The 15,846-nt window shown below is 67.5% G+C and carries 15 protein-coding genes; 6 read left to right on the top strand and 9 right to left on the bottom strand.

Going from position 1 to position 15,846, the window contains the following annotated elements; all coding sequences use genetic code 11:
• Positions 1 to 19: 19 nt before the first annotated feature.
• Both A176_RS41345 and A176_RS23440 read left to right on the top strand, forming a co-directional pair.
• Positions 20 to 2,746, top strand: a complete 2,727-nt coding sequence (locus A176_RS41345; RefSeq protein WP_049872363.1) for a WD40 repeat domain-containing protein — start codon at positions 20 to 22, stop codon at positions 2,744 to 2,746.
• A gap of 80 nt (positions 2,747 to 2,826) precedes the next feature.
• Positions 2,827 to 3,258 (top strand): hypothetical protein, encoded by a 432-nt coding sequence (locus A176_RS23440; RefSeq protein ID WP_044890759.1) that lies wholly within the window; start codon positions 2,827 to 2,829, stop codon positions 3,256 to 3,258.
• Between the two features lie 277 nt (positions 3,259 to 3,535).
• Here the strand turns inward: A176_RS23440 and A176_RS23435 are convergent, their stop codons facing one another.
• From A176_RS23435 to A176_RS39125, 7 genes are all read right to left on the bottom strand, one after another.
• Positions 3,536 to 3,943: an SRPBCC family protein gene (locus tag A176_RS23435; RefSeq protein WP_002636361.1), complete on the bottom strand. Its 408-nt coding sequence runs from the start codon at positions 3,941 to 3,943 to the stop codon at positions 3,536 to 3,538.
• A gap of 107 nt (positions 3,944 to 4,050) precedes the next feature.
• Complete coding sequence (locus A176_RS23430) at positions 4,051 to 4,824, bottom strand: M57 family metalloprotease (RefSeq protein WP_021781509.1); 774 nt, start codon at positions 4,822 to 4,824, stop codon at positions 4,051 to 4,053.
• Positions 4,825 to 4,923: 99 nt separating this feature from the next.
• Positions 4,924 to 5,226, bottom strand: coding sequence for a hypothetical protein (locus A176_RS23425; RefSeq protein WP_002636359.1), 303 nt, complete (start codon positions 5,224 to 5,226; stop codon positions 4,924 to 4,926).
• A 391-nt stretch (positions 5,227 to 5,617) separates the two neighbouring features.
• Positions 5,618 to 6,694 carry a HEAT repeat domain-containing protein gene (locus A176_RS23420; RefSeq protein WP_002636358.1) on the bottom strand — a complete coding sequence of 359 codons (1,077 nt, stop codon included), beginning with the start codon at positions 6,692 to 6,694 and terminating at the stop codon, positions 5,618 to 5,620.
• Between the two features lie 54 nt (positions 6,695 to 6,748).
• The gene (locus A176_RS23415; RefSeq protein WP_002636357.1) at positions 6,749 to 7,309 is read right to left on the bottom strand and encodes a biotin transporter BioY; all 561 of its coding nucleotides are present in this window, start codon (positions 7,307 to 7,309) and stop codon (positions 6,749 to 6,751) included.
• A gap of 177 nt (positions 7,310 to 7,486) precedes the next feature.
• Positions 7,487 to 8,431: a hypothetical protein gene (locus A176_RS23410; RefSeq protein WP_044890736.1), complete on the bottom strand. Its 945-nt coding sequence runs from the start codon at positions 8,429 to 8,431 to the stop codon at positions 7,487 to 7,489.
• Positions 8,432 to 8,480: 49 nt separating this feature from the next.
• Positions 8,481 to 8,915: a nuclear transport factor 2 family protein gene (locus A176_RS39125; protein ID WP_002636355.1), complete on the bottom strand. Its 435-nt coding sequence runs from the start codon at positions 8,913 to 8,915 to the stop codon at positions 8,481 to 8,483.
• Positions 8,916 to 9,588: 673 nt separating this feature from the next.
• Here A176_RS39125 and A176_RS23400 point away from each other — a divergent pair.
• From A176_RS23400 to A176_RS23390, 3 genes are read left to right on the top strand one after another with little or no spacing between them, the layout of a single operon-like run.
• The gene (locus A176_RS23400; RefSeq protein ID WP_002636354.1) at positions 9,589 to 10,149 is read left to right on the top strand and encodes a GNAT family N-acetyltransferase; all 561 of its coding nucleotides are present in this window, start codon (positions 9,589 to 9,591) and stop codon (positions 10,147 to 10,149) included.
• On the top strand, positions 10,133 to 10,525 hold the full coding sequence (locus A176_RS23395) for a hypothetical protein (RefSeq protein WP_002636353.1): 393 nt from the start codon (positions 10,133 to 10,135) through the stop codon (positions 10,523 to 10,525). Before A176_RS23400 ends, A176_RS23395 begins: the two co-directional genes overlap by 17 nt.
• A 27-nt stretch (positions 10,526 to 10,552) precedes the next feature.
• A complete protein-coding gene (locus A176_RS23390) occupies positions 10,553 to 12,076 on the top strand; it encodes a hypothetical protein (RefSeq protein ID WP_002636352.1) in 1,524 nt (507 codons plus the stop codon).
• Positions 12,077 to 12,102: 26 nt separating this feature from the next.
• Here A176_RS23390 and A176_RS23385 read toward each other — a convergent pair whose 3' ends face one another.
• Positions 12,103 to 13,845, bottom strand: coding sequence for an N-acyl-D-amino-acid deacylase family protein (locus tag A176_RS23385; protein WP_002636351.1), 1,743 nt, complete (start codon positions 13,843 to 13,845; stop codon positions 12,103 to 12,105).
• A gap of 188 nt (positions 13,846 to 14,033) precedes the next feature.
• Between A176_RS23385 and A176_RS23380 the strand changes: the two genes are divergently transcribed.
• Complete coding sequence (locus tag A176_RS23380) at positions 14,034 to 14,321, top strand: hypothetical protein (protein ID WP_002636350.1); 288 nt, start codon at positions 14,034 to 14,036, stop codon at positions 14,319 to 14,321.
• 40 nt (positions 14,322 to 14,361) lie between these two features.
• On the opposite strand, the gene A176_RS40115 is transcribed toward A176_RS23380, so the two are convergent.
• The gene (locus tag A176_RS40115; RefSeq protein WP_002636349.1) at positions 14,362 to 15,834 is read right to left on the bottom strand and encodes a S41 family peptidase; all 1,473 of its coding nucleotides are present in this window, start codon (positions 15,832 to 15,834) and stop codon (positions 14,362 to 14,364) included.
• Positions 15,835 to 15,846: the final 12 nt, after the last annotated feature.

Below are 15,846 nucleotides of genomic sequence, written 5' to 3'. Positions count from 1 at the left end.
TTGAGTATGCAGTTGCTTCATGACCGCTCAACGCGTTTTTGGCGCCGCCCCCTTCAACGTTCCTGGCGAGTTCATCGGCATCGACTTCTCCCCGGACTCGCGACACCTGTGGGCCGTGCTCTCCACGGGGACTAAGACCCACGTGGTGTCCTTCGACGTGGCGAGCGGGAAGGCCGTCGAACAGCGGGCGGTCGATGATGGCATTCGGTGTGTGATTGCCCTGGACGGGGATGAGGTCCTGGTCGGTGGGTGGGGCGTCGTCCGCCGCATCTCCGCGAAGGGCAAGGCGGTCTGGACGTTGAAGGGCGAGCAGTCCCTCCGCCTGGTGGGCGCGAGCGCGGACCGTTCGCTCTTCGTCACGGTGGAGGACACGACGGCCCAGGTCCGCGGCGTGAAGCGCAACACCGTCCTCTACACGCTGGATGAGACGGACGGAGACCTCCATGGCATCGCCTTCAGCGGGGACGGGGCGTTGTTGGCGACCGGGTCGTCGAAGGGCGTGGTCCGTCTGTTCAACGCTCGGACGGGAGAAGCGCAGGCGAAGCGCAAGAGCACGAAGGTCCTGGCCCTGGCCTTCTCGCCGTCGGGTGAGCACCTCCTCGTGGGCCACGGCAACGGCAAGGTGGAGTTGTGGGAGGTGCCGACCCTGAAGCCGGTGAAGCGCTTCGTGGGCCGTCACACGTTCGACGCGGGCGGCGACGCGGGCTGCCGATGGGTGGGCTTCTCCGCTGACGGCACGCGCGCGTATTCGCTGGGCAACGAGGGCCGCGTTCGCACCTGGGGCGTTCCGAACGGAGGCCGGGGACCGGTCATCGAGGTGCCTGCTCGTCACCTGCAGGGCGCCGTGATGGCCCTCTCCCCAGATGGGCGCTGGCTGGCCAGTGGCTCCACTTCGGGAGCGCTCAGCGTCTGGTCAACAGCGGATGGCGCGCCGCGCACGGGTGATGCCGCGCCGTCACCCATCCAGGGGCTGGCGCTCACGGCGGGCGCCGTCGTGGCCGCCTCGAACTCCGCCTATGTTTCGTGGGACCGCGACTCTGGCGCGCGGACGGAGCTTGAAGGCAGGTTCTCCCCCTCGGATGTGAAGGGCCTGTCTTCGGGAATGCTGGTGCGGCTCGACCATGATTCCATCTTCGTCGAAGCGTCGCTCAGCGCGACGTCACGCGAGGCCTTCGAGTTGGCCAGCTACACGTCGGGGCCGTTGGCCATCTCCCGGGATGAGACGCGGCTCGCGGCGCCCGCACAGGAGCGTGTCCAACTCTGGGAATTGAAGCGGTCGCGGCTCCAGTCCGAGCTGGTGCACAAGGAGCGGGTTCGCGCCTGTGCCTTCGGCCCTGATGATGCGTGGCTCGTCACCGCGGACAATGCCTTGCACCTGTGGCGGCTGGGCGCGTCCCCGGAAGCAGTCTGGTCCTTCGAGTTGGGCGAGTACGTGTATGTGCAGGGACTGGCCGTCTCTCCTCGCGGTTGGATCGCGGTGAGCGTGGCGGACGGCGACCGCGACGATGCCGGAAGCTGGCTGTTGCTCGTGGACCCGCGCAGCGGTGGGACGATGCGCCGGCTCGAGCGGCATGACGCCGTCCTCGGGCAGGTGTTCTACGCGGGAGACGCGCACGTCGTCGTGGCCGATTCACTGGGGCGGCTGCTCCAGGTGGAGGCCACGGACCCGGCGAAGGCGCGGTGGCTGGAGCCCGACCCGGAGGACGCCCAGCCCAGCTCCTTGGTGAAGGACGTGCGACCCATCGCGCGCCGCGGCGACACGGTGGCCTATGTCGGACCGGACGGTGGCGTGGTGGTGGAGACATTGAAGGACGGGCCGCTCGACGCGGGGACTCCCTTCCTCCTGGCCGCGGCTCCTGCGTCCACGGGCGGCAAGAAGACGCGGGCGAAGCGCGCCGTGGCCAGCCCTCCCGCCGGTTTGTTCGAGAAGCGCCTCGAAGGCGCCCGATTCCTGTTCGGTGGCCGCTTCCGCGAGGCGAAGCCCGCGTTTCGTGAGGGCTTGTTGAAGGAGCTGGGAGGGGCCGTCGCCGCCAGGCCCGACGCGACAGTCACTCATCTGGTGATGGGCGAGGGTGCCGCGGCCAGCGTCGTCTCGGGGTTGAAGGACAAGGGCGCGACGTTCGAGGTGCTCTCCGAACAGCAGTTCATGGAGCTGCTCCTTCCGACCACGGCTGAAGCCCTGGCGATGCTCCGGAATGAGGTGAAGGGCGGCGAGGCGCGTTGGAATTCGTGGCGCAAGCGGTACATGGATGCCCATGGTGAGCGGTTCCCTGTTCCCTTGCAGGGGGGGCGCTGCCGGGACTCCGGCTGGGCGCGTACATGCTCCTGGTGCTGGACTTCACCGAGGCCCGCCTCTCGGGAGTGGACTTCACGAAGGCGGACCTCTTCGACACCGTCTTCCGTGGCGCGGACCTGCACGCGTCGAACTTCACCAATGCCTCCTGCGGACGGACCGTCTTCTCCGGCGCGAAGCTTCGTGGCGCCTGCTTCGCTGGGGCGAGGTTGGGGGGAACCCGGTTTGACGGCGCGGACCTGCGGGACGTGGACTTTGCGGGCAGTCAGATGCATGGCGTGGACTTCCGGGGCGCGGACCTGCGTGGCGCGCGGATGCCTGGCGACGCGAAGGACTCCCAGCACGACGCGACGACGCGCTGGCCCAAGGGCTACTCGCCGTAGTCCTGGGTGGGGATTCACGGTGCGGGGTTGGGCGCCTTCGTGGCCGAAGGCAGGTTCGTTTGGACTGTGAATGGCTCCCTGGACAACGCGGATGGCTGACGTCTAGTTTGTCGGGTTGGGAAGACAGGCTTCCCATTCTCGGGGGTGTTCATGAAAGGCATCATGTGGGGCGCGGCGCTGTCGGTGGCCACGCTGGGACTGGGGGCCGCTCAGGCGGCCACGCTGACCTTCACCGTGCAGAACAGGATTACCACCAGCGCGATCACCAATTCCTATCTGAATGCGTGCGCGCCCATCATCCCTGGGCTGGCTTCGATTCCCGCCAACTCGACGTCGCTCACCCATCAGACGGATTGCGGCACCACGTCCGCTGTCCACTTCGACTACACGAATGGAAGCAAGACCTGCCGCTTCAGCCTGAGCAGCATCTACACGCCACCCAACCCGATTCTGGGCACCTCCGCCTACTGGACTCCGAATGGGACGGCCACCTCCCGGGGGAGCACGTCCGCGACCTGCAGGGCGACGCTGACGTCGATTGGGACGAACGGCAACTACACCTGGGCGTTGTCGATACAGTGACGCAGGGAGATGCCCCTTCCTGCCTGGGTGTCCCAGGGGCAGTCAGGCAGAGGGTGACGGGCATGCCTCGCGCCGTGGGTGACTAGCTTTCCAGTGAAGGACGCGTTCGGCACCTCGGCCCGCTTCGGAATGAGGCGGGACCGTGGGTGCCGGCGCGCATTGGCGGAGGTCGGGTCCTCCGATTCGTGCCCGACGCGGAGCTGCACTTCCTGGACGCGGGACACTGGGCACTGGAGACGCACCTGGACGAAATCGCGTTTCGCATGCGCCGCTTCCTTCAGGTGAGTGCCACCTTTTCCAGCAGTTGCTTCAACTGGGCCAGGTCCGCCGCGACGCTCTCCGCATCCTTTCGGAATTCCTCCTTCAACATGCCCTCTCGCCGGCGCAGGGTGAACACGACCTCGCTGTGCGCTCCATCCGGAATGACGCGGACCGGGTTGTAGACCGTCTCCCCATTCGGCAGGGTGACGTGGTGGTCGAGTACGCCCAGCTCGTTGGTGGGCGTGAACTCGACGAAGACCTGCCCCATGGGGGAGGCCGCGACCCAGCGGCCATCCACTTCCCGAATGTCGCTGCTGAGCCCCGCCGCCCAGTGGGGGAGGTTTCGCGGGTCGCTCGCATAGGCGTACACGTCCGCGGCGGGACGCGCGATGGAGATGCTGACGTGCGTGGTTTCGAGTGCCATGGGCCGAGCATCGCTGAACGGCGGCCACGGGTCTTGAAGCAATCGGACAAGGCCCGACGGCCCGTGGCCTCCAGACGACGTCGGGCTGTGTCAGTGTTGGCCGCTGCTCAAAAGAGGAAGTTCAGCGCCATGATGTCGTAGGGCGTGAACTCCCCATCCGTATCCGGCGGATAGCAGGTGTTCATGATGGAGCCGCCCGGGGAGGGGACGCTGGGCGTTCCGGGGATGTGGATGGCACCCACGCCCACGGGCTCCTGGGACGGAGGGGCTCCGCTGCCGCAACTGATGCTGGGGTTGAAGTAGTCGGTGTGACGGAGGCCGAGCGTGTGGCCAAGGGCATGGGTAATGACATGCTCCACCACATCCAGGCTGGCTGTCGCCAGGCCAGTCCCGATGGCGATTTGCCGATAGGGCAAGCCGTTCGCGGGAAAGCCCGCGCTGTGGCCCACTCCCGCCATGGTCGTCGCGGTGATGGTCACCGGGCAACTGCCGGAGGAGATTCGCGTGAAGGTGATCCTGAGGCCCAGGGCATTGTAGTTGGCGAGCGCATGGTCAAGCCCCTGGCTGAGCCGGCTGATGCTCTGGAAGGCGGCGGTGGGGACGACGCAGATGCGCGTCACTTGAGACCCGACGATGTTGGTCGTCCGATAATGCTCCTGACTTCCGTCGCCAGGCTGAAGCATCTCCCGGGAGGCTTCGAGAGACACGTGTGCGTCGTGGCCCAGATAGACGGAGCCATCGACGATGGAGATGTCGGCCGCGGGCAACCCCGCCTCGCGCAGGTTGGCGACAATCTCGTCGTTCTCGGTTGGTGAATCACCGCCGCACGCTGCCAGCAGCACGCCACAGCTCGCCATCAGGACCGCTCGTCTCTTGACCATCGCCGGGCTTCCTCCTGTCTTGAATTCACTGTCACCTGGGGCAGGGCCGCGCGAGCCCGAGTCCAGGCGCGCACGGACCCATTCCCCTGGCGTGGGGCCTTACACGCAAACGTTCGAGGTGTAGGTGCAGAAATTGCCGCAGTTCAGCTCACAGCGGTGCCGCGCGGCGTAATCGGTCGGACCGCTGTAGGTCCTGCCAGTCCTGGGGCAGGTGTAGATGAAGCAATCGACGAGCGATTCATCCGAACCCGGGGCGCCAGGCTTCATGGCCGCTTCGCCCGGTGATGATTGCTCACCGTGTGTCTCCGCGATGGGCTCTTCGAGCTCGCCGCCGCAGGCGGAAAGCATGAGGCTCGCGCACAACACCGACAGGGAACGACGCACGGCGAGATGCAGGGACATTGCACTTCTCCTTGTGTCAGGACGCCAATCGCAACGTCCGTGAACCTATCAGAAACGACAAGTGAAAGACAGTCGTCGGCCTCATTCCGGCAATGGGGTTCGCCGTCGCGGACGCGGATGTGTGAATTCGTGTGAGTGTATTTCTTGGTTGCAGGTGAATCTCCGATGTAAAGCCAGTCCGCCTGCTACAGTGGACGCGTCGTCCATCAACGCTCGCGGTGTTCCATGAGACGCGTTGGTCTCTGGATGGCTTGGTTGACGGTCAAGACCACGAACACCTGGACGTCGCAGACGGGCACGGTGGCCACGGGGACGTCTGCTGCCCGTTACGTCGTGCTCCCCGGGGCGGGTCTGGAAGCCCAGCAGCCTCAACAGGGTGCTGGGCTTTGTGTCATTGCGCGGAGGTCTCCGTCATCCAGCGGCGCCACGCGGCTTCGTCCGCGCCCAGGTCGCGTCCGGCAAGAATCGTGAGGACCTTGCGCGCCGGCTCATGGTCGATGGGTTGTTCCATGCCCGCCATCTGCATGAGCATCTCCCCAGAAGTGTCGAGGATTTGCTTGCGGCGGACAGTTCCTTCGGATTCAACGATTTGCACGAGCGCCCAGCCGGCCTTGTTTCGGTCGGTGCTGAGCGGGAACCACAGCGCATCCAGGATGGGTTCGAGCGGGCTGATGACTTGCTTCTGGTCCTTCTGGACGGCGCCCAGCAAGCGCAGGATTTCGTTGCGAACGCCCGCGGAGGAGTCCTTCACGGACAGGCTGATGGCCTCCGCGAGTTCTTCACGCGCGCCGTGGTACGACAGCAGCATCGCCGCGCTCATGCGGCGGATGTCGTCACGGTCCTCGCGAAGCACCCGCACCAGCGCGTCGAAGTGACTGGGCACGCCAACGACGAAGGCCTGCTCCCGGTGCGCCAGTTCCGGGTGTTCGAAGCCGCCGTGACAGACAATTGCCTGGCACGTTCCGACTCCGAAGGTGGGGAAGGCTCCTGCTTGTCGCAGCTCCTGGAGTTTCTTCAGATAGCTGACCCAGGCATCGACCAACCCCGAGGGATCGGGTGGGGAACCCTGTGGAGGGGGCAGGAACGTCATGCGCCACTCGTCGCCCTGGTCCACGAGATTCACCGTCACCCGCATCAGGTTTCCGGGGTACTCGGCGACTGAATAGGCGCAGAGGGCGAAGGGCCACCTCTCGGTCACCCGCTTCTTGCTCTCCTGGAGGACGCCGCCGAAGTCCATCCGAGCCTTGTCGAGTTGGCTGCCTGCGGCGGGCAACCCGATGGCCTCGAGCAATTGCTCCTTGGGGACCTTGCGGGAGCCGAACACCTCCACGCTCAGGAGCGTGAAAACGGTGCTCGGTGGCGCGGGCGTCGAGCGGGCGGCGAGGGCCGGGCCTGATTCGGGCGCCACGGAGGGCGCTGGCGTGGCGCACGCGATGAGGAGGGACAGACTGGCCGTTAGCCGTTTCATGCGTGCTCCGGAGCGTCGAACGTGTGGCACTGTTTCCAAAGTGGGGACACGGCCTCAGGAGTCTCGCCGGTCCACGAACCGCCAGGCCAGGGGCACCAGCATCGCGGCGATGGCGGCCTTGATGAGTCCCCCGGGCACGAAGGGGAGGAAGCCCACGTCGATGGCCTTGGCCAGACCGAGCCGGGCTGCCACGACGAGCCATGGCACGCCGACGGCGAAGATGAGCAACTGCCCGCCGATGAAGACCACCAGCGCGCTCCAGGGCCGGCGATCCATCCCGTGCCGTGCGGCGAGACCCACCAGGAAGGCCGCCGGGAGGAAGCCCACCAGGAAGCCGCCGGTGGCGCCCATGAGGCGCGAGAGGCCGCTGGAGCCCTCCGCGTAGACGGGCAGGCCCACCGCCCCCAGCAGAAGATAGAGGCCCATCGCGGCCGCGCCACGCAGGGGCCCTAGCGCCGCGGCCGTGACGATGACGCCTAGAGACTGCCCCGTGATGGGGACTGGAGAGCCCGGCACCGAAAGGGAGACCTGCGCGAGCAGGGCGGTGAGCAACGCTCCGCCCACGATGAGCGCCACGTCGTGGCCCGGGGTGCGAGAGACGACGTCTGCCAACACGCGGGGCTTGGGGCGGGCAACGGTGACGGGTGTCAGACGGCTCTCCTCCGGACTCGAGCACCGTGAAGTCACGGCGCGTCGACGGGGTACACGCTTGCGCCACGAGGCGCAACGCCGCGCGAGCCTGGGGCCTCCCGCGCATGGCACGTGGCTCCGTTGGGGGAGGGGCGCCGCGTATCAGAGCGTCTGGAAATACCAGGGGCCGCTTACGGCAATCACGAGGGTCCCCTGGTGCTCACCTTCGCGAAGGTGCCGGCCCCACTGCTCGATGGCCGCGTCGACGTCCGCATAGGAGACGACGTGAACGAACACGGCGTAGGGAGGATAGGACTTGGACCGACTGAGCAGGGCCGTGCCCGGAGCTTCTGGCCCCCCAATCAACACGGCGGTGTTGCCCCGTTGCTCGTAGGCCTCGGGCTGTCCTTCCTCCCTTGGCGCGAAGAGGCGCGTGCCGTGGCCGGTGAGCGCGACGGCAGTCCGTTCGCGGACGTCGGGCCCCTGGGCCCAGGACAGCGTGAAGCCGTCATGCTTTCCGAACGGGGTGCGAATCTCCTCGGGGCTGCCTTGGGGCCGCCACACGCTGATGGTGATGGTTCCTCCGTAGCCGCCGTGTTTCATCCAGCGGCCAAGGTACGCGATGAGCGGGTCCAGGGATGCGAGGCTCGGGGTGATGAGCTCCGGGCTCGTGCGGTAGCACAGCCAGGTGGTGTCGGAGGGCTCGCAAGGGAACAGCCACCCCTGCTGTTTCATGAATGCGTAGTCGAGGCCCAGGATGCGACCCGCGAGGAAGTCGGGTCCACGAGGGTCATCCGGTCGCATCACGATGGGGTCGATGCGCAGCCCTACGGAGCCCGACAAGGGCATTCCATCCACGCGGCGTGTGCGCTGTCTCACGACAATGGGCCGCTGCCCATGCCCTGTCACCACGACGTGGCCGTAGGCCCCCTGGTCAGGCTGCTGGCGGGCGAGGTGCTTCGCGACGGAGTACCCGTCGTAGTCGCCGTCCTGCGTCCGGACGTCCTCCACCCGCCCCATCTCCGGCGTGGGGCGCACGACGCGCGGCGCACACGCGGTCAGTACGGCGATGATGGCGAGCCCTGGAACGTGCCGGAAGCATCTCATGGGGGAGAAGTCTGTCGCGCGGGCTCCTCTGGCACAAATCATGGATTCATCATGGACCGGCGCCGCGCTGGTCCTCATTCGTCCGAGGTGCGCGGTGATACGCCTTGTTCACGATGGTCCACTGGCCCTCCACCTTGAGCAGGGTGAGGTAGTCAATGAAGCTCCATCGTCGTGTGCGCATCGCCACCTTGACGATGGCCGCGCTGCCATGGAGGTCCACCTGGAGCACCGACGCTTCGCTCTCCGGGACAGGGGCCTGCACAGCGCTCTGGATGAAGTCCGAGGAAGGCCTGATGTCGAGCCTCCCGTCCGGCTCCACGTGCAGGAGCTTCGCTTCGGTGTGGAAGGCCCGCTGGAGCCTCGCGGCGTCGCCGGACTTCACGCCCTCGGTGTAGTCCGCCACCCGCGCGCGGATGGCTTCCAGGTCGTCCGTGGGCGCGGCGGTCAGCCAGGTGGCGAGTAGTGTGGCGGCGAATGGGGACATGGGGCGGAGCTCCGTCGTGAGAGTGGGGTGTGGATCTCGGGCCCTCGCTTGTGCGCGCGGGTCGATATTCCGCGAGCGGTCGCCTCGGGCGGTGAGCCGCCGCTCAGACCGGTGAATGGGGCCTGTGGGCCGCGGATGACACGCCGGGACGCTGGCACCGCCAGGATGAAGCAGGGCCTGGCGTATGCGCTCCTGGACGGACGCCGCCTGAGCATCCAACTCCAGACGAACGCGCTGAACGCTGAGTGGGTCGCACGGCGCGATGGGCATCCCTTGCCGGAGTCGGCAGCGGACCCTCACCCGTCCATCAAGACCGCGGCGAACCCGCGCGACTTCCTGGCGGCGCTCGACGCCCTGTTTGGCGTTGTCGCCAAGGTGATGGAAGTCGAAGAGCTGCCGTCGATGGGGGCTGGAGAACCTCCGCTTCGGCGCCGTGGTCGCGGTGCTGGGCTTCCATTGTCGTCACGCTCTACACAGCGCTCCAGCCCTGACACGTTGATGCCGCGGCGCCCCTTGGCACACCGCCGAGGGGCGTGGGAGTGTAGCGCAGGGGGCCGACGCCGCACAGAACGAGCGCTCGCTTCGGGCCGGGAAACGGCGGCGCCCACGGCCTCCTGGAAGAAACACATCAGCGCTCCTCGGGGCGGGCGGCTCCTGTGCCATATTCGTTTGGATGCCCGCCGCGGACTCGAGCGACGCGCTCCTGATGGAGCCGGTGACGCGCCTGCACACAGCGGCGCTCCAGGCGCTTGCGTCGGACCCGGCGGTCAGTGCGACCTCGCACCTGCCCTCGCCGTATCCACCCGGCCACGCGGAGGCTTGGATACACGCGGCGACGGAGGCACGCGCGAAGGGAGAGGCGTTCCACTTCGCGGTGATGCTCCCCCAGGAAGGTTTCGTGGGGTGCTGTTCGCTGATGGCGGTATCTCCGCGCGAGCGGTCCGCGCAGGTGTCCTATTGGATTGGCCGGCCCTATTGGGGACGGGGCCTGGCGACACGCGCCACCCGGTGGGTGCTCGGCTTCGCCTTCGAGGCGCTGAAGCTCGAACGGGTGCGGACCTGCGTCCTGGATGGCAACATCGCGTCCCTCCGCGTGCTCGAGAAGCTGGGGTTCCTGCCGCTCCTTCGCGCCCCGAACCGCAATCCCAAGTTTCCGCTCGACGCGTCCCTCGTGTTCTTCGAGCGGCTGGCTGTCCCCCTGTCATCCCGGAGACCCGATGCTCAGGATTCGTGAGGCGCAGCTCCATGCCCTGGACGCGGTGAACGACGACAAGCGCGTCGTCGCCATCGTCGAGCAGCTCTACGTGGAACATCCAGGCCATGTCGTGGGGCAGGAACGGGGCGCGGTGCGGCGTCGCGTCGCGGCGGCGCTTCAGCGTGCCCGGGCCTACGGCCTTCATGATGACCGGGACCTGCGCTCCTTTGGACTGCTCAGTGTCGTCGTCTCGGAGCGGTTCGACGCGCATCCTCCGTTTCAGCGGCTGCTGGCCGACCCGGCGGTGCCCGCGAGGGGAAAGATGACTCTCTTGTTTCGAGGTGCCACGGACGTGGATTGGCGGGAGGCCGCGGCCCTGCCTCCGCCCGCGGACACCGCGTACGAAGCGCAGTGACGCCTCGCCAGCTCCCTGGAGCGCAACATGGAATATCCCAGCTCGGTCGTCCAGGATGCGCAGTTCATTCAGCAGCAGCACTCACGTACGGCGCCTGGCATTGCCTCGCCCCCGGTGCGCTCGTGTGAAGAGCCCGTGGTGGAGTTCGTCGTCTCTCTCGAGGCCATCACCTTCCGGAATCACATCCGCGTCGAGTACCTCCTCTTCCCAACAGAGGGGGACCCCGTCTACTGCCTGCCCGGCAACGCCTCGGAACCTGACCGGAACCTTCCGCCCTATGCGTTCCCAGACGGGAACGACCCCCATTGGAAGCCCGCGGTCATCAACCCCTATCTCAAGAGCCTCAACAGGCCTCCGGTCAGTTGGCCCGTGGCGTATGTGCGGTCGGGAGCACTGGAGCCGCAGGCCCCTCCGATGTTGAGCGTGACGCTCAAGGCCCGTCCCAAGAAGTCCTCGGACAAGTTGCCGAGCTCGAGCCGCCGCTGGGTGCGGGCGGTGGTCGCGCAAGGCCCGGGGACCTGCCTGTGGGTGCGTGACACCGAGGTCGAGTTCAACGCCGACGGAGACTGCACGGCGGAGTTTCCGCTCGACGGCATTCCCAGCACGGTGACCCTGCTTTCCGGCGTGGAGTTCACCTGGGAGGTGGCGGAGAGCGGCTGTGAGTACGCGGCGGTGGAGCGGCAGTCGAAGCACACGTTCTTCATCGTCGATGCCAAGCCCACGGCCGGGCGTTACAACATCAAGGCCTACAAGGGGGGCGCGCTCCTGGATGCGTTGTACTTCGCGTGCACCTGGGCGGAGGGCAAAGCCGGCTCCGCCGAGGTCATCAAGGCCATCTGGAGTCGCTTCGTCGGGACGCCCGACCCCCACCCTTCGAACATGGGGTACTGGCTCACCGTGAACCCCTTGCCCGAGGACGACTTCTTCCGGTGCATGCGGGAGCGTCGAGAAAAGCTGAAGCAGGACCCGAGTGGAAACTTCAAGGTCAACTCGAGTTGCAGCGCCTTCGCACAGCTCTTCATCAACTGCATCGCCATGCATGGAATCGAGTGCGCGGAGGTCAAGGTCGCACCCGCGATTGGGACGGCGACCTCCACCAACACGCGCTTCGAATATGCCGACGAGGAGTATGTGCTGGGCAAGACGTTCCTCGTGCCACCCACTGCCCCCGCGCAGGGCAACGTCAAGCTGGAGCGCACCGACTCACCGCATCACTGGATGGTCTGCGTCCGGGAAGAGACGGGGTGGAGACTCTACGAAACGTCCTTCGGGCTCGGGCCTTACGGGCTCAAGCAAGCTCCGGGTTTCGTCGAGCCGGATTCGAACGCGGAAAATCTTGCGCCGCACGCTCAGCGATTCGAACCGACGGTGAGCCACAAGTTCATCGCGCCCGCCGCTTATGAGCACGCCACGGTGCGCGGCTACATGTGCCCGTACTTCTACAAGCCGGAACAGGAGGGGACGCTGACCCACGTTCCCTCGGGCAACAACGACGACAAGCCCAAGCGGCCCTACCTGCTCGCGGAGGTGCTGTGGACGAACGCGACGTAACAAGCGGGGGCGGCCGGCCCGGGGGCTCATCCCCGGGCGCGGAGCACGCTCCCGAAGCCTCGCTCCTGCCCCAGGGCGGGTGACACGCCGCTCTCCGTCACGGCCTCCCGTCCGGAGATGAGCACCGACTTCACCGCGGCGTCATTGCGGCGCACCAGCCGGACGAAGCCTCCGAAGTTCTCCATGGGCGCTTCGGCCACTTCGTCGAGCTTCGCGTCCAATCCCTCGGGCTGGATGACCACCAGGTCCGCCCTGCGGCCCTCCGCGAGCACGCCCGCGTCCAGGCCGAACCATTCGGCGAGCTCCGCGGTGAGCCGGTGGACCGCCCGCTCCACGCTCATGAAGGGCTCGCCGCGCTTCTCCGCCTCGCGGACCAGCCGCAGCAGCCGCAGCGGGAAGTTGTAGTGCGCCATGTTGCGCAGGTGCGCTCCGGCATCCGAGAAGCCCATCAGGATGTCCGGGTGCCGGCAGATGCGCTCCAATTCCTCCCGCCGGTCGTTGGCCATCACCGTGTACCAGCGCAGGGCGTCTCCGTGCGTGGAGATGAGGTCCAGGAAGACGTCCACCGCGTCGCGGCCCTGCTCACGCGCCACCTCGGCGAAGGACTTGCCCACCACGCGAGGGTCCGGGCACTCGAGGATGCGGGACTCGTTGAAGTCGCGGTGGAAGGCGCGGGGGAGGAAGCGGTTCGTCCACTCGCGCCGGAAGCGGTCGCGGTAGGCGGGCTCTCGGAGCAGCCCCGCGCGCGCGGCGGCGTCCTGGAGGTGGAGCGCCGCGGCGCCCGCGCCGAACTCCTCGAAGACGACCAGGTCGATGCCGTCCGCCCAGAGGTCGAAGATTTCGGGCAGCGCCTGCCACCGGAAGTCCGCGCCCAGCAGCCGGTTGGCCACCTGCGACAGGGCGCCGATGAGGCGGTGGATGCCCCGGCTGGCGCGCGGGTCCATCATCGAGATGACGGTCGTCTTGAGGCTGGGGCGGAACAGCCCGATGCTCTCCAGGAAGAACAGCACCACGTTCACCTTGGTGCTGATGTTGGGCACGCCCTGGAAGACGCGGCGCCGCTCCCGCAGGAGCCGCGTGAGGCGGCGGTACTCGCTCCAGCTCGCGTACGTGGAAGGGAGGGGACGGCTGCGGATGTCGCGCGTGCCGCCCATCTTGTCCCACTTGAGCGTCATCACCGACAGGCCGAGGTAGCCCAGGTCGAGTCCTTCTCGGACCAGGGACTCCATGCCGCGCAGTTCGTCCTCGCGGGGGCGCACGCCGGGCTCCAGGCTGCGGTGCAGTCCCATGGTGTGCGCGCGCAGTGCCGAGTGGCCCAGGAAGGAGGCGACGTTCGGGCCCAGGGGCAGGCCTTCCAGGTGCTCCAGGTAGCCGCCCAAGGTGTTCCACGTCTTGCGCTCCTCCAGGAGCGAGCGGACGGTGTCGTACGGGATGGCCTCCACGCGGCAGAACATGTCCGCCAGGTCCTCGGGCGTGCCCAGCGCGAGACTGAGTGAGCAGCTCCCCATCAGCACCGTGGTGACGCCGTGGCGGACGGACTCGGACAGGGAGGGGGCCAGCTCCACCTCCGCGTCGTAGTGCGTGTGGCAGTCGATGAAGCCGGGTGTCACCCAATGGCCCTCGGCGTCGATGACGCGCGTATGGGGCGCACGGGGAATCGGACCTTCCGAGAGGGAGGCCACCGTGTTGCCACGGATGCCCACGTTCAGCTTGCGCGGTGGGTTGCCCAGACCATCGAATACGAGTCCGTTCTCGACGATGAGGTCCATGGGCAAAGCCTAGCCACCGTCGATTGTCAGGTTCCACTCAGAAGATGGCGGGAACGTTCTTCCGTTCACACGGCGGCGCACCGCGTCAGCATGCGTGCCATTGCCTGGGGGCACCTGGCGCGCCCTCGCCCCCTGGGCAGCCTTCACGAGGATGCGTGCCTACCTTTGAGCGCGGAAGGGGAGGCGCGATGAAAAACACGGGTTGGAAGTGGCTCACGCTGGTGGGGTTGGGGACGTCGGTTCTGGCATTCACGGGCTGCGACCAGCAGTCCGCGCGGGAGAACTCACGCCAGGTCGGCCGAGAGGTCGGCGAGGCGGCGCGGGATGTCCAGGAAGGTGCTCGCGACGCCGCCAAGGAGGCCCATGGCGCGGCCCGGGAGGCCGCTCAGGGGTTCAGGGAAGGCGTCGGTGGCTCGGGGAGTCCTGATGCCGGGCCGCCTCCGCCGGCGGCGCCGGTGCATTCCGACGAAGAGTAGCGCAGGAGCGCTGAGGCTTTCGTGATGGGCCGGCATCGCGTCACGGGCACGCGCGGCGCGAGGGCTCGGTCCAGGGGGTTCGCAGCGCTTGGACGGCGATGCGGTACGCCGCGTCGTTCTCCACGCGTTGCTCACCCACCGAGGGCTGCACGGTGCAGTGGGGCATCGCGCCCCGGTGAGGCTGCGGTTCGGGCCAGACGAAGCGGAAGGCGAGCAGGGGAATGCCCAGCTCCATTCCCGAATGGGGCAGGACAAGGTCCCACTTGTAACCGCTGGTATTGCCGCCATGGGTGCCACCCACCTCCTCGCCCACGAAGAGGCCGCGTTCCGTGGCGCGGAGCATCGAGGCCAGCTCCGCGCCGCCCGAAAACGTCGCGCCGCCCGCCAGTACGACCAGCCTGCCGTCGAAGACGGTTTGGGCGCGCGTCCAGCGCGTCATCAAGCCTTCGGGAGGCGCGTTGATGCGCAGCAGGTGGCCGTCTGCTTGGGCTTGGACCGTGGCCAGCTCCTCGTCGTCATAGATGGTGTGCTCGAACACCCGGCCCGTCGTGCTGCTCACGCGCAGGTGATTGGGGCGTGTGCGGACCGACGCGTATTTCTGGAGGGGCTCGGCGACCAGATGGGCGAAGAGGATGCTCTCATTGGGCTCCGAACCGCCGCCGTTGTCCCGCAGGTCCAGAATCAGGTTGCGTGCGCCGCGTGCCGCGAGTGCTTCGAAGTGCGCGCGAATCGTGGGCTCGAAGGCCGCGCCGGCCTCCCGGTATCTCCGGTTGCTGAAGGTCGGGACGTGGAGATAGGCCGTGGTGTCATCCACCCAGCTCAGCGTCGCGAGCGGAGAGCCTTCCGTCGGGGATGACGGCCGTGCCGTGACGGTGACGGGGGTGAGAGTGCGGCGGATGGTTTTTCCATCCGGCAGGCGCAGAAGGACGTCGTAGCGGGCTTCTCCACCGCGCATCCACCAGCGGACCCGGGCATAGCCGGCGCCACCGCGATCCCGCATCACGCCGGTTTGAATGGCGCCGTCGTGTGGACTGGCCCGCATCATTTCGGCCAGGAGCGAAGCGCGCCTCTCTCCGTTGATGGAGAGCAGGCGCGTCCCTGGGGGAATGTCCGAGGCCGTCCCATACCCCGCGGTGACGAACAGCCCATCGTCTCGCCAGAGGAGGTCCAGGGGAAAGAGCCGTGCGTGTTCGCGGTAGCGGCAGTTCATCCCCGGCCCGCGTGAGACGGACAAGTGGCCCTCGCCAATGCCGGAGAGCAGTGGACGCAAGGCGCGGAACAGCCGTTCTTCCGTCGTGGCTTTCGCCGCGAGCGCGCGGGCCTCTGCCTTGCGCCGGGCCCAGTCGCGGGGGCTCTGCCGCCAGTAGAGGTCCGGCATGGCGGCTTCCACAGCGGAGATGGCCAGCTCCAGGTCCTCGCGGGCCTGTCTGGGCTCCAGGACCCCGGAGGGGCAGGGTGTCGCTGGCGCTGCGCTCAGGAGCGCGCAACTGGCGACGATGAGTGGGTAGAGCATGCCGTGGGCTCA

The sequence above is a fragment of the Myxococcus hansupus genome (genome assembly GCF_000280925.3).
Classification (GTDB): Bacteria; Myxococcota; Myxococcia; order Myxococcales; family Myxococcaceae; genus Myxococcus; species Myxococcus hansupus.
The sequence above is the reverse complement of the archived record's forward strand: the minus strand, read 5'-3'. Positions and strand labels throughout refer to the sequence as shown.

Bases quoted from the DNA above. Each gene is read 5' to 3' on its own strand.
- A176_RS41345 (WP_049872363.1), top strand. From the start codon at position 20: ATGACCGCTCAACGCGTTTTTGGCGCCGCCCCCTTCAACGTTCCTGGC.
- A176_RS23440 (WP_044890759.1), top strand. From the start codon at position 2,827: ATGAAAGGCATCATGTGGGGCGCGGCGCTGTCGGTGGCCACGCTGGGA.
- A176_RS23435 (WP_002636361.1), bottom strand. From the start codon at position 3,943: ATGGCACTCGAAACCACGCACGTCAGCATCTCCATCGCGCGTCCCGCC.
- A176_RS23430 (WP_021781509.1), bottom strand. From the start codon at position 4,824: ATGGTCAAGAGACGAGCGGTCCTGATGGCGAGCTGTGGCGTGCTGCTG.
- A176_RS23425 (WP_002636359.1), bottom strand. From the start codon at position 5,226: ATGTCCCTGCATCTCGCCGTGCGTCGTTCCCTGTCGGTGTTGTGCGCG.
- A176_RS23420 (WP_002636358.1), bottom strand. From the start codon at position 6,694: ATGAAACGGCTAACGGCCAGTCTGTCCCTCCTCATCGCGTGCGCCACG.
- A176_RS23410 (WP_044890736.1), bottom strand. From the start codon at position 8,431: ATGAGATGCTTCCGGCACGTTCCAGGGCTCGCCATCATCGCCGTACTG.
- A176_RS39125 (WP_002636355.1), bottom strand. From the start codon at position 8,915: ATGTCCCCATTCGCCGCCACACTACTCGCCACCTGGCTGACCGCCGCG.
- A176_RS23400 (WP_002636354.1), top strand. From the start codon at position 9,589: ATGCCCGCCGCGGACTCGAGCGACGCGCTCCTGATGGAGCCGGTGACG.
- A176_RS23395 (WP_002636353.1), top strand. From the start codon at position 10,133: ATGCTCAGGATTCGTGAGGCGCAGCTCCATGCCCTGGACGCGGTGAAC.
- A176_RS23390 (WP_002636352.1), top strand. From the start codon at position 10,553: ATGGAATATCCCAGCTCGGTCGTCCAGGATGCGCAGTTCATTCAGCAG.
- A176_RS23385 (WP_002636351.1), bottom strand. From the start codon at position 13,845: ATGGACCTCATCGTCGAGAACGGACTCGTATTCGATGGTCTGGGCAAC.
- A176_RS23380 (WP_002636350.1), top strand. From the start codon at position 14,034: ATGAAAAACACGGGTTGGAAGTGGCTCACGCTGGTGGGGTTGGGGACG.
- A176_RS40115 (WP_002636349.1), bottom strand. From the start codon at position 15,834: ATGCTCTACCCACTCATCGTCGCCAGTTGCGCGCTCCTGAGCGCAGCG.